This window comes from Companilactobacillus halodurans (assembly GCF_009600985.1).
Classification (GTDB): Bacteria; Bacillota; Bacilli; order Lactobacillales; family Lactobacillaceae; genus Companilactobacillus; species Companilactobacillus halodurans.
On the sequence record NZ_VDFP01000025.1, the window covers coordinates 20654 to 33555 of the forward strand.

The 12902-nt window shown below is 37.8% G+C and carries 10 protein-coding genes; 5 read left to right on the forward strand and 5 right to left on the reverse strand.

Annotated features, from left to right (window positions below; genetic code table 11):
* Nucleotides 1–171: 171 nt before the first annotated feature.
* On the reverse strand, nt 172–984 hold the full coding sequence (locus FHL06_RS10415; RefSeq protein WP_153386389.1) for an AMP-binding protein: 813 nt from the start codon (nt 982–984) through the stop codon (nt 172–174).
* Nucleotides 951–1628, reverse strand: a complete 678-nt coding sequence (locus FHL06_RS10420; RefSeq protein WP_192917964.1) for an AMP-binding protein — start codon at nt 1626–1628, stop codon at nt 951–953. The genes FHL06_RS10415 and FHL06_RS10420 overlap by 34 nt, the downstream gene beginning before the upstream one ends.
* A gap of 112 nt (nt 1629–1740) precedes the next feature.
* On the opposite strand from FHL06_RS10420, the gene FHL06_RS10425 reads away from it, so the two are divergent.
* The gene (locus tag FHL06_RS10425; protein ID WP_153386393.1) at nt 1741–2109 is read left to right on the forward strand and encodes a hotdog family protein; all 369 of its coding nucleotides are present in this window, start codon (nt 1741–1743) and stop codon (nt 2107–2109) included.
* Here FHL06_RS10425 and FHL06_RS10430 read toward each other — a convergent pair.
* Nucleotides 2106–2627 carry a DUF308 domain-containing protein gene (locus FHL06_RS10430; protein ID WP_153386395.1) on the reverse strand — a complete coding sequence of 174 codons (522 nt, stop codon included), beginning with the start codon at nt 2625–2627 and terminating at the stop codon, nt 2106–2108. The two genes, FHL06_RS10425 and FHL06_RS10430, sit on opposite strands and share 4 nt — an antisense overlap.
* 192 nt (nt 2628–2819) lie before the next feature.
* On the opposite strand from FHL06_RS10430, the gene FHL06_RS10435 reads away from it, so the two are divergent.
* On the forward strand, nt 2820–4544 hold the full coding sequence (locus FHL06_RS10435; RefSeq protein ID WP_153386397.1) for a pyruvate oxidase: 1725 nt from the start codon (nt 2820–2822) through the stop codon (nt 4542–4544).
* Nucleotides 4545–4595: 51 nt separating this feature from the next.
* On the opposite strand, the gene FHL06_RS10440 is transcribed toward FHL06_RS10435, so the two are convergent.
* The gene (locus FHL06_RS10440; protein WP_153386399.1) at nt 4596–8594 is read right to left on the reverse strand and encodes a BspA family leucine-rich repeat surface protein; all 3999 of its coding nucleotides are present in this window, start codon (nt 8592–8594) and stop codon (nt 4596–4598) included.
* A gap of 180 nt (nt 8595–8774) precedes the next feature.
* Nucleotides 8775–8978: a hypothetical protein gene (locus FHL06_RS10445; protein WP_153386401.1), complete on the reverse strand. Its 204-nt coding sequence runs from the start codon at nt 8976–8978 to the stop codon at nt 8775–8777.
* Between the two features lie 225 nt (nt 8979–9203).
* On the opposite strand from FHL06_RS10445, the gene FHL06_RS10450 reads away from it, so the two are divergent.
* The 3 genes from FHL06_RS10450 to FHL06_RS10460 all read left to right on the forward strand — a co-directional run bounded on the left by FHL06_RS10450 (nt 9204) and on the right by FHL06_RS10460 (nt 12651).
* Nucleotides 9204–10568, forward strand: coding sequence for an aspartate aminotransferase family protein (locus FHL06_RS10450; RefSeq protein WP_153386403.1), 1365 nt, complete (start codon nt 9204–9206; stop codon nt 10566–10568).
* Nucleotides 10569–10588: 20 nt separating this feature from the next.
* Nucleotides 10589–12043 (forward strand): APC family permease, encoded by a 1455-nt coding sequence (locus FHL06_RS10455; protein WP_153386405.1) that lies wholly within the window; start codon nt 10589–10591, stop codon nt 12041–12043.
* Nucleotides 12044–12402: 359 nt separating this feature from the next.
* The gene (locus tag FHL06_RS10460) at nt 12403–12651 is read left to right on the forward strand and encodes a P8 family protein (protein WP_153386407.1); all 249 of its coding nucleotides are present in this window, start codon (nt 12403–12405) and stop codon (nt 12649–12651) included.
* The last annotated feature ends 251 nt before the right edge of the window (nt 12652–12902 follow it).

Sequence of the window (12902 nt, forward strand, 5' to 3'; positions counted from 1 at the left end):
TATAGTGGGGGTATTTTGGGCGCTTTGATGTTTTATAGTGGAAACGAGTTACGCAAGCCAGATTCCTGTGCTTTTCCTGACTTCCCAAACTGTCTGCTTCGCAGCCAATTCGTGAAGTAATGCAAATGCTCGGAATCTAAGCGGGCTTGCTCCACTCTCTGATTTTACTCTCTAGATTATTTTAAATTCCAATCCTTTTAATTTCCATCTCAATATTCTTCCATTAGTGGCTTTAGGCATTTTCTTAATTAACCGAAATTCCACTGGTACTTGGTAATTCAACAAATTATGTTGTCCGAATTCTTTTAGATTGCCACTGGTTAGGCGATATTGGTCTTTTAAACTTAGGTAGGCTACGGGGGCCATTTTGTTGTCTGCTCCAATTTTGCCTACGATGCAGATGTCTTCGATGCCGTTGACGCTGCGGTAGATGTTTTCGATTTCTTCGGGATAGAGAATCTTGTCGTCGGTGTAAATCAAATCGTCAGCTCTGCCTTTGAGGTAAAGAAAGTTGTCGTCATCTAGGTAACCGACGTCGCCGGTTTTGAAGTAGCCGTCATTGGTAAAGCGTGATTGGTATAAGGCTTTATTATTGAGATAACCGACTGCAACGCTGGGGGACTTTACTTCGATGTCGCCGATATTATCTTGGTTGATGTCGGTGATGCGGATTTGATCTGTAAAGTAAGGTTGGCCGCAGGAGCCGGCTTTTATTTCAGCGTCATTATAGTTTAAAGCGGTAATCGAGGCTGTCGTTTCAGTCATGCCATACGTCTGCAGAACTGGGATGTCAAGCATGTTGCAGCGCATAAGGGTCCAATTGTCAGCCACGCCGTTACCGACAAAGACGCAACGAAAGTATTCATTGTAGTGCTTTCCCTTAGGCAAAGTGTTGAGAGCTTGTCTCAATAAAGTCGGCGTAAAAGAAACAATCGTGGCACGCTCATTTATTAGCACTTTATTGATGAGGTCGAAATAAAACATTCAATCAAGTTGACCCCAATGCCGTAAATCAATGACCGCATGATGACTGAATAGGCGGGGACGTTGAAGATAGGCAGGGCCAAAACCCAAGTATCTTGTTTGGTAATGCCTAAGTTCAAGGCAGTCCCCATGGCTGATTCAAAGAAATTGCGATACGTCAACATGACCCCAGTGTCAAAGGAAGCCGCATTTGGGGTATAGAAGATAGCAACAATTTTATTTTCGTTAAAATCTTGAATCGGACGGTAATTAGGATTTTTTTTGAGACTGAGAACTTCTGAGACAAAAGTCTTATCCCAGTCGATTTGATCAAGGTATGTGGTATCGGCTGAATCACTGACCAGAATCGTTTTAGGACAACAATCTTTGATGTGGTCTTCCAAGGTTTTCAAAGATAATTGCGTATCAAGTAGAATCGTCTGCGCTCCGAGCTGTTGAAGTGCTAAAATGGCAACGTAACCATTAAAGCAATTGTCGGTAAATAAAGCGATGGGATCATTTTCACTAATGCCACAACTCGACAATTTGCTAGCGAACAATTGGACCGTGGTGTTGAGTTCACTGAAGGTGAAATCAGCATGTTCCAAGATTAAAGCAATTTTGTCAGGATCAAGTTTAGCGCGTTTGACTAACCAGTTTTCCAAAATGTGGCCTCTTTTCATTGGAAGATTTGATGCGAGTGAGGTGCTTTAACTTGATTGTAAAACAATTAAACAATAAAATTTAACTAATTATTGAAAAAAATTGAGGTACAAAATGAGTTTATTAGACGATTTAGGGATTGAAGTTGTCGAACGTGGTCGGCATAAAGTAGTTTTAAAAATGGAATTGACCCAAGAACACTTGGATCAAGAAGAAAATAAAGCCGGAAGCATCAACGCCGTTTTGTCAGAAACAGCGGCCAGCATCGGCGCCAATTTGAATGTTGACGAAAACGACACCGCGGCCATCATGCGGGTTTCTTTGCACAGTCTCAATAAATTGCGTTTGGGAACATTGATTGTTGGAGCAATTTCGGTGAGAAATGGCAATAATATTCAGACCTGGCAAGCAACGACCCATTTTGATAAGAGTGCGATTGAAAATTGCTTAAGTACCATAACATTAAAAAAAATCCAGATCTAATCACGATAGATTCTGGAATTAATAATTTCGAAGAAAGCTAGAAGAATCAAGCCTACTCCGAATAGTTGATAAATAAAAATAATCGTTTTTGAAGGGTTCAAGATAAAGACAATACCTGCTGCCACTAAAAGGGCTGAATAGAAATAATCGAGGTAGGGCTTTATTTTGACCCTTTTTGTCATCTCGTGAGAATCACGAAACTGGTTGATGCCGTTGACCAACAAGATGATACCCAAAACAGGAGGCACCAAAGCAATTAAAAATTTGGCAAATAACAAGACACCTAATGCTAAAAATAATGCACCGATGCCTAAAGCGATTGCTATATTATTTTCCCCAGTTAATTTCCGAATGCTGAATCCATCGATAATCGAAAGGATTCCGTAGATAGCAATGTAACTTGAGACAATGTAAATGATGATATCAAAACTCTTAATAGGTGCAACGACAATTAAAATTCCCGCCACCAATAAAAAGATAAACCGTAGCCAACGATAGAGTTGGAATTGTTTAACCATGGTAGGCCCCCTGAATAACTTCTAAACATATCATAACAGAAAAGTTCCAAAATGGATTTTTACTTTCAAATGTACTTCACAAACTGGTTTATCAAGATATAAGCAAACTACTGTTGTAAACGTGAGCAAAACGCTTTCATTGTGAAGCCATTGTGGTATTTTATAGGTAACTGATACTAGGAGGGACTAATTATGGCTATTCGTGCATCTGATAAGATGATAGATGTTTTAGCAAAATGGGGTGTAGATAATATTTACGGACTCCCAGGGGACTCAGTTGATACAACAATTGATGCCTTATACCGTGCGCAAGATAAAATTAAATTTACACATGTTCTTCATGAAGAAGTAGGTGCTTTAGCGGCCGCAGCTCACGCCAAACTGACTGGAAAATTGGGAGTTTGTCTCTCGATTGGAGGACCAGGGGCAATCCACTTGTTGAATGGACTGTATGATGCCAAAATGGATCATGCTCCCGTGTTGGCTATTTTGGGTCAAGTTCAATCAAAATTGCTCAATACTGATTTCTTCCAAGAAGTCGATACGCACGTTTTGTTTGAAGATGTTGCCGTGTACAACAAGATTATCATGGATCCGCAGTCGTTGCCTAGAATCGTCGATGAAGCCATTAGAACTGCTATCGCTAAAAAGGGTGTTGCTGTTTTGACGATTCCTGACGATATTCCAGCTCACATGATTAAAGATAATTTCACGCCCAACGTCGATAATTTCCAAATGGAAGATTACCGTGTCGACGATGACCAAATTAAAGCTGTTTTGGAAATGATGAAGATTCACTCTAATCCGATTGTTTTAGCAGGTGTTGGAATCAAGCATGCTAAAAAAGAAACTAAAGAATTTATCGAAAAATACAAGCTGCCTTTGATTTTAACAATGCCCGCTAAAGGATTGGTCGACGATAATCACCCTTATAATTTAGGACAACTAGGAAAACTGGGAACTAAGCCGGCTTTTGAGATGATGCAAAAGGCCGATATGGTCATCATGATTGGGACCGATTATCCATATGCACCATATTTGAATAAAAAAGTCGATGCCGTTCAAATCGACATCAACGCTGATCGCTTGGGTAAACGTCGCCACGTCAATATTGCCATTCAAGCTGATGCTAAGGAAACTTTGGCTCGCTTGAATGAATTAGGGACAGAGGTCGAGTCACGGCCATTCTTAGATGAAGCTGTTTCAAAAATTGGTCAATGGCGCAGTTGGATGCATGACGTTTACACTAAGAAACATGATGGCGTCTTGCCTTCATTGATGTTCCATCGTTTGAGCGAAAATGCTCCAAGCGATACTATTTGGTCGATTGATGTTGGGACTTCAACTGCTTTTGGAGCTCGTTTCCTAACGGCTAAGTCATCACAAATGTACACTATTTCAGCTTGGCTAGGTACGATGGGCTGTGCACTTCCTGGAGCAATTGCGGCCAAGAATGCTTTCCCAGATCGTCCGGTTTATGCATTTTCTGGCGATGGTGCAACTTCAATGGTCATGCAAGACTTTGCCACAGCTGTTAGATATAACTTGCCAATGCTTTATATCGTCTTAAATAACAAATTGTTGGCCTTTATTGAGTATGAACAACAATCAGCTGGTCAACAAAATTACGGCATCAGTTTGCCAGAAATCGATTTCGCCAAAGTTGCTGAAGCCTGTGGTGGAATTGGCGAACGTATTACAACTGATGATGAATTCAAAGCTGCTATCGACAAATATCGTATTCCAAAGAAACCAGTTTTGCTTGATGTAGCAGTGACTGATGAAGCACCACTTCCAGGTAAAATTATGATGGATGAAGCTCAAGGTTATGCTAAATTTGGACTCGGTCACGTAATCGACAAGAAGTCGATACCACAATTGCCACCAATGAAAGAAATCTTACGTTCATTCTTATAAAATTTGAATTTCAAAAAGGCCTGCCTATTTCTAGGTAGACCTTTTTTAGGTTTAATGAACATCAGTATTTTTAACAAATTCATCAGTTGCTACACGATAATAAGTAGATTGATTGAAAGTAGCAGACTGATCAGCGTGCCACTTAGTATTAGGAGCTAAAGCTCGATTTTGAACGTTTTTATCTTTAGCGCTTATGAGGTATTTAACTGAATCGCTGTTAGTTGTGACATCTAAATCAACATACTTGTAAACGTAGACTTGATTAGCATTGACCCACTCGTTAGTAGCAACGCGATAGTAAGAATCCCGTCCGATAGTGACATATTGGTCACTGAACCAAGCAGAATCAGGCGCCAATTTGAGATTGGAAAGGAGATTCATTTTTCCATTGTCCAAACTAAAAATATCGACATACGAACCAACGAAAGTATTGACAGTTTCGTTGATTTTTTGAATATTGAGGTTATTTGACGTGGTAGATGGATTGGGGCTTGGATTATTGTGATGCTGATTTTCTGGAGTAGTTTCAGGTTCAGGAGCAGGACTTGGATTAGGAGCAGGACTTGGATTAGGAGCAGGACTTGGATTAGGAGCAGGACTTGGATTAGGAGTAGGACTTGGATTAGGAGCAGGACTTGGATTAGGAGCTGGATTTGGCTTAGGAGTAGGATTTGGATTAGGAGTAGGATTTGGCTTAGGAGCAAGACTTGGATTAGGAGTAGGATTTGGCTTAAGACTTGGAACTGGTGCCGATGGTTTTGTTGTTGGTAAAGACTTATAACTTATGATGCTTGTAACCAGATCCTTTACTCCTTCGCCTTCTTTATAAGGCAATATGTTCCCTAAAGAATTTTTTACACCTGCCTTATCATCGATATAAACAGTTTTAGGTTTACCGGTAGAATCTATAATTGTACAGGACCAAAGGTGACCATTATTTGGCAAATCAATATCATTATTAAAATGATTTCTGCTACCAAATGTTATTGATTTGAGGTGGGTTCCATCAAACATGCCAGTTCCCTTTTTAGATTCGCCAAAGGGATGTTCAACTCTTTTACTCCAGTTAGTATGTCCCTCAAATAATGATGCCATATCCCAATGTGTGAAATCTAAATCTTGTACACCGGAGTTTTTAAACATGCTTGTCACATTAGTGATAAAACCATTTGACCATGGTCTTGTATTTAGATGCTTTAATGAAGACGTATTTTCAAACATACCATGGAAATCTGAAACATTGCGAGTATTCCAATAAGGAATGCCAAAACGATCCGTGTTGTAGTTAAATTTGATATCAGCTAATTTATCATCATTAGCAAACATTTCGTCCATGTAATTACAAATGGGAGTATTAAAAGAAGTTAAATCTAATGATTTTATTTTGGGTAGGTTTTTGAACATACCACTCATTTTGTTAACTTTTGATGTATTAAAATTCGATAAATCTAATGAAGAAAGATTTGAAGCTCCGTTGAACATATTTGACATATCAGTAGTGTTGGAAGTATTTAAATTTGATAAATTTATGTTTGTTAATTTTTCATCACCTTTAAACATTCCACTCATATCAGTAACTTTAGAGGTATCAAGCGGTGATAAGTCGAGTGAAGTTAAATTCTTATTACCACTAAACATATTTGCCATTTTAGTAGCATGAGAAAAATCAAATTTTGATAAATCAATTGATTTTAAGTCTCTATTTGCAAAAAAGCCACTCAAGTCAGTTGCTTTAGACAAATTAAGTTTCGATATATCTAAATTAGAGATTTTTTTATCGCCACTGACAATGTCAGATAAATTAGTGGTACTAGTAGTATTCAGTTTTGATAAATCTATATTAGATAAATTTTCGTCATTTTTAAACATTCCATGCATATCAGTAACTTTAGAAGTATCAAGCGTTGATAAATCAAGTGTGGTCAGATTCTTATTTCCACTAAACATATTTTTCATTTTAGTAGCGTGAGAAAGATTGAATTTTGATAAATCAACTGATTTCAAGTCTCTGTTAGCAAATAATCCACTTACATCAGTTGCTTTAGAAAAGTTTAATTTTGCTATATCGGAATTGGAGATTTTTTTAGCACCATTAAAAATATCAGCTATATTGGTAGCGTTGGAAGTGTTTAATTTCGACATATCCAGATTTGATAAGTTTTCATCATTTTTGAACATGCCACTCATATTAGTGACTTTAGAAGTATTGAAATTCGATATATCTAAATTAGAGATTTTTTTATCGCCACCGAATAAGTTTGATAAATCAGTAGTTTTAGAAGTGTCAAATTTTGAGACATCTAAAGCAGTTAAATTTTCATCTCCATTGAACATGCCATTCATTTTAGTGGCTTTAGAAGTATCAAATTTGGAAACATCTAAAGCAGAAAGCTTTTTGTCACCATTAAACATGTCTGATAAATCTTCAGTATTAGAAGTATCGAATTTTGAGACATCTAAGGCGGATAAGTTTTTATCACCGTTAAACATCTTACTCATACTTTTGTTTTTTGAAGTATCGAATTTGGAAACACTTAAAGCAGAAAGATTTTTATCGCCGTTGAACATATTGCTCATGTCAGTCACATTGGAAGTCTTAAAAATGGAAACATCTAAAGCTTTTAAATTTTCGTCGTTATTGAACATATTGGTAAATTTAGTCACTTTAGAGGTGTCAAAATGTGAAACGTCTAAGGCTGATAAATTTTTAGTGTTGTTAAACATACCGTACATATCGGTAGCTTTAGAAGTATTAAATTTAGATACATCTAAATTATGAATTGCTGAAACGTTATTAAACATATCAGAAAAGAGAGCAACATTAGATGTATCGAAATGGGATACATCTAATGATGATAGGTATTGATCATCATGGAACATACGACGCATGTCGGTAACTTTTGAAGTATTAAAATTGGATAAATTTAAATTAGTAAGATCATTGTCATAATCAAACATACTGTTCATGTCAGTAACATTAGACGTATCAAAATTGGATAAGTCTAAGGATTTGAGGGTAGATGTATTTTGAAACATCTGGGACATATCGGTAACTTTTGAAGTATTGAAATTAGATAAATCTAGCGATTTTAAAGCAGAATTCCATTCAAACATACTATTCATGTCAGTAACATTAGACGTATCAAAATTCTTTAAATTGATTGATTCCAAATCATCATCATCTTTGAACATACTCGACATGTCTGTGACGTTTGGCGTTTTGAAATTTTTTAAGTCAAGTGACTCAAGTGCTCGATTATTGGAAAACATATTTGACATGTCAGTAACCTTGGAAGTATCGAAACTAGATAAATCAAGATTTGTCAGGTTAACATTAACGGAGTGATCGTCTTTTTTATCTGGGAGGTTATCGAACATACCAGACATATCGGTAACGCTTGAAGTATCGAAATCAGCTAAGTTAATTGACTTAAGATTATAGTTATCAGAAAACATATACGAAGTAGTAGTGTTATTGGTCATCTTCCAGCCTGAAAGATCAACGTCTTTTAATGAAGTATCATTTGAAAAAAGATATGAACTATCTTTTATATTAGAAAGGCCTGATAAATTTGGCATTTTGACACTTTTTAAAGCAGGATCTTCATAAAACATGTAACTAATATCAGAGGTATTCGATAAATCAATATTTTTATAATTTTTAATTGACTCTAAGTTTGGTAAAAAAGAAAGAATATATGAGGAGTTCTTAGGAAATTTCACAGGCCCGTCAAAGCTGATGCTTTTAATGTAGTCATTGTCATCATCATAATAGCTCCAGTCGTGATTATTATCGTTATTATTTGAAGTATCGTTATCGTCCAAGCTATATCCCAAAGTTCCACCTTGTAAATGTAGGACATGATCATTAGATATGTACCAAGGACAGGTTCCATAAGTACCAGAATCGAATGTATCATCAGATTGGTCGTTAGTTGATGTTTCTGCATAAATGGTCGTAGTCTTAAAGGAATAGAAACCAGTGACGACGGTCACACCAAGTAAAGTTTTTAAAGCTATTTTTTTCAAATCTTGACTTTGAACCTTCATTTAGAATCATCTCCATAAAAAGTAATTTTTATACAAAGAGTATATTCCTAAAGAAAGGAAAAACGTCTACAGAAGCACGGGATATATCAAACAATAATGCATAGAAAAAATAAATTAATTTTAGAATATAAAAAGGCATTCCCAAATCAGGGAATGCCCTTATTTATTTCTATTCAAATTTTAAAGTGGACTAAATTCTTTCATCACATATTTACTAGGGAAGGATTTATTCTTGTCTAAATACTTTTGGTATCGAGTTTTTTGATGAATCTCGTTATAAGCATCTTCCAATTCGGATATTGTGTACTTTTGCTTCAACTCAATAGAAGATGTTTTATAAAATTTTGACATGTAAGCTAACAATTGTTCTTCATCATTAATCATACTATCGACCTCTAAAATCATCATAGTGCCTGAAATTATTATTAGCAACTTCTAATAATTAGAATTTCTTTAATTAAATTTTGTAATTTTTGACCGATGTAACTATCTATCTCATAGCATTTGCTTAATAAGTCAACCTTTCGACCACAAAAACATCTTGCAACTAAATTAAAAAACCATTAGAATGGTGCTATTTCATAAATAAATTTAATAGGAGGTGTCAATATGACGACGCAAGAAGCACATCATGACCACGAGGTGGATCACCGATTGATCATGCACGAAAATGAAGCCTTTTCAAAAGCATCACGAATCAATTATTTTGACCTTGTTATCGAATCAGCTCATAACTCCACGCTAGTCGATGCAGATGGGAACGAGTACATCGACTTGTTGGCAAGCGCTTCGTCAATCAACGTTGGTCATACGAATGAAAAAGTCGTCCGCGCGATACAGCGCCAAGCGCAAAAACTGATTCATTACACATCAGCCTATTTTCCCAATCGTCCGGAACAAGAATTAATAGAACGATTGAGTCAAACAGTGCCCGGCGCACCTAAGGAAGTGTCTCTGGCAAATTCTGGTTCCGAAGCTAACGATGCCATCATCAAGTTTGCTCGAGGATACACAGGGCGACCTTATATCGTCTCATTTATGGATTCCTATCACGGTTCAACTTATGGTTCCATGACCTTGTCCGGTGTCAGCTTGAACATGGCACGAAAGATGGGACCTTTGTTACCGGATGTCGTCCACGTTCCGTATCCAGATTTGTACCGACGCCATAAAAATGAAACTGAGCATGACGTTGCTGTGAGGTATTTTGAAGAGTTCAAGCAACCCTTTGAAAGCTACCTGCCAGCAGACGAAGTAGCCTGCATCTTGATTGAACCGATTCAAGGCGATGGCGGAATTAGAAAAGCACCAGAAGAATTCATGCAACTGGTCTATGAATTTTGTCATCAAAACGGTATCTTGTTTGCCGTTGACGAAATCAACCAGGGCCTAGGGCGAACTGGCAAGATGTGGAGTTACCAACAGTTTCAAGATATCGAACCCGACTTGATGTCAGTTGGTAAGTCGCTTGCTTCAGGGATGCCTTTGAGTGCGACAATTGGCAAAAAGGAAATTATGGAGAGCCTTGATTCACCAGCCCATACTTTCACGACCGCCGGCAACCCGATTTGTTGTGCGGCCTCGCTTGCAACCTTGGACGTTTTAAAAGAACAGAAGTTGTTGCTTCGTTCCCTTGAAAAGGGAAATTACGCCAAGAAGAAGTTTCTCGAACTACAAAATCGTTATCCAGAAATAGGGGATGTCAGGATGTATGGCCTTAACGGTGGAATTGAACTAGTTAAAGACCAAAAGACGAAAGTTCCCGATGCTGATTTTGCTAATAAGATTATCTACTATGCCTTTATGCATGGAGTGCTTATGATAACTTTGAAGGGAAACATTTTGAGATTTCAACCGCCTCTAGTCATTACTCAAGAAGAGCTTGACTATGCCTTTGATGTCTTGAATGACGCATTTAAAGCAGCTGAAAATAATCAAGTCATTATTCCAAGTAATGCAAAAATAGGTTGGTAATCAAGAGGAGTGTATTTTTTATGAGTGGTTTTTTTAAACGTTTGACCTTAAAAGAAGATCCGAGTATATACGAGGATAAAGATTCACATTTAGTACGAGTATTAACAGTTAAAGACTTCCTAGCCTTGGGTGTTGGGACAATCGTCTCGACTTCAATCTTTACTTTACCCGGGGTCGTAGCGGCAGAGCACACTGGACCTTCAGTTGTTTTCTCATTTATCGTCGCAGCTATCGTGGCCGGACTTGTAGCGTTTGCCTATGCTGAAATGGCCGCCGCCATGCCGTTTGCTGGTTCAGCTTATTCGTGGATTAATGTCATGTTTGGTGAATTCTTCGGATGGGTCGCTGGTTGGGCGCTGTTGGCAGAATACTTCATCGCTTTAGCCTTCGTTGGTTCAGGACTGTCGGCCAACTTTCGGGGGCTGTTAGAACCGATGGGGGTCCATTTCCCCAATGCCATCGCCAATACCTTTGGCAATAACGGTGGGATCGTTGATTTAGTTGCTGTCGTCGTTATCGCAGCCGTTGCTTGGTTGATTTCACGAGGAGCCAGTGGTGCCGCTAAAGTCGAGAACGTCTTAGTTGTCCTTAAAGTCTTAGCAATCCTAACATTTATCGTTGTTGGTTTAACTGCAATTCATATCGAAAACTATATTCACTTTATTCCTAAGTATCGCCTTAACGCCGACGGAACAGCATTTGGAGGCTGGCAAGGAATCTACGCCGGAGTATCAATGATTTTCCTTTCCTACATTGGATTTGATTCGATTGCTGCAAACTCGGCCGAAGCCAAAGACCCAGGCAAGACGATGCCTCGAGGAATCCTTGGTTCATTGTTGATTGCCGTGGCCTTGTTCGTCGCCGTTGCTTTAGTTCTAGTGGGAATGTTCAAGTATTCTTCATACGCAAATAACGCCGAACCTGTTGGCTGGGCTCTAAGACACGCCGGACATCCAGTCGTTGCCAGCGTTATCCAAGCCGTAACTGTTATCGGAATGTTCACCGCTTTAATCGGAATGATGCTGGCCGGTTCACGTTTGATCTATTCCTTTGGACGTGATGGCATGTTGCCAAATTGGCTCGGTAAGTTGAACAAAAACAATCTACCAAATCATGCCTTGTTAGTGCTTTCCGTTATCGGAATCCTGATTGGCGCTTTTTGTCCATTTGCCTTTTTGGCACAATTGATTTCAGCAGGGACGTTGATTGCCTTTATGTTCGTTTCCTTAGGGATTTATCCATTGAGAAAGCGTGAAGGCAAGGACATCGCCATGCCAGACTTCAAAGTGCCATTTTATCCAGTACTTCCAGCTCTTGGATTTTTAGGCTCTCTAGTAATCTTCTGGGGACTTGATATTCAAGCTAAGTTATATGCTGGTATCTGGTTTGCCATTGGCTTAGTGATTTACTTTGTCTATGGGATGCATCATTCAACTCTCGGCAAAAAAGTTGCCGCTAAAAAGAATAAAAAATAACAACAAAAAAGCCATCGGGTTTTCCTTCCCCGATGGCTTTTTCAAAACAATAAAAGTGAGAATCGCTCCCATAATCTGAGACTTGCTAGTAAAAGAATCACAGGAGTTTTAAACACTGTTTATTTTATATGAGTATTAGTATAGCATCAGAATGACAACTTGGGAACTAAATTTTCAATCGAATTTGTCATACATTTTGTACAAAAATAATTTTTAATTCTAAAAGCTATATGTATCAACGATTATTGGTGAATAAATGGTGCCAAATGATGAAAACGCTAAAAACTTTAAACATTTAATGTGTCACTTTTTCAGAATAGAACTATAATAGGAATTGTAACTAAGGAGGTTGTTGAAATATGGCAGAAGTAGATCCATCAAAGATGGCTGATGCAGCCATTGCAAAAGAACCAGAAGTATTGAACTTAAAGATGAGCGAGGCTTTCGACTGGAGTGACGATAAGACGGTTGTCCGTGACGCTATTTGGGATTATTTCATGGAGAACAACAATCACGATACTATTAAGACAGAAGAAGCTGAAAAGCCATTCCTCGATAAGAGCGATGACGAAGTACGTGATTTTGTCGAGAAAAACCTTAAAAAATAAGTCTTTAATTTTCCTTTAGGCACCTTAAGTTGATGCCTAAAGGATTTTTTATGGCATTTTTTAAAAATAAATCAGTATATAACATGACTATATAAAAACTAAAAAAGTAGGACTTCCGAAATAACGGCTGTTCGTCAAATTAAGTTGATGGCAGTTTACATAAGCAGTTAGATCATAATTGGTCTAGCTGTTTTTTATTTGGCTGACGAGCTTGCTCGGAGCCAAAAAATTTGAAGATTGATACGCTTAAT

Coding starts and splice junctions, on each gene's coding strand:
- FHL06_RS10450 (WP_153386403.1), top strand. CDS start 9,204: ATGACGACGCAAGAAGCACATCATGACCACGAGGTGGATCACCGATTG.
- FHL06_RS10440 (WP_153386399.1), bottom strand. CDS start 8,594: ATGAAGGTTCAAAGTCAAGATTTGAAAAAAATAGCTTTAAAAACTTTA.
- FHL06_RS10415 (WP_153386389.1), bottom strand. CDS start 984: ATGTTTTATTTCGACCTCATCAATAAAGTGCTAATAAATGAGCGTGCC.
- FHL06_RS10445 (WP_153386401.1), bottom strand. CDS start 8,978: ATGATTAATGATGAAGAACAATTGTTAGCTTACATGTCAAAATTTTAT.
- FHL06_RS10455 (WP_153386405.1), top strand. CDS start 10,589: ATGAGTGGTTTTTTTAAACGTTTGACCTTAAAAGAAGATCCGAGTATA.
- FHL06_RS10430 (WP_153386395.1), bottom strand. CDS start 2,627: ATGGTTAAACAATTCCAACTCTATCGTTGGCTACGGTTTATCTTTTTA.
- FHL06_RS10425 (WP_153386393.1), top strand. CDS start 1,741: ATGAGTTTATTAGACGATTTAGGGATTGAAGTTGTCGAACGTGGTCGG.
- FHL06_RS10460 (WP_153386407.1), top strand. CDS start 12,403: ATGGCAGAAGTAGATCCATCAAAGATGGCTGATGCAGCCATTGCAAAA.
- FHL06_RS10435 (WP_153386397.1), top strand. CDS start 2,820: ATGGCTATTCGTGCATCTGATAAGATGATAGATGTTTTAGCAAAATGG.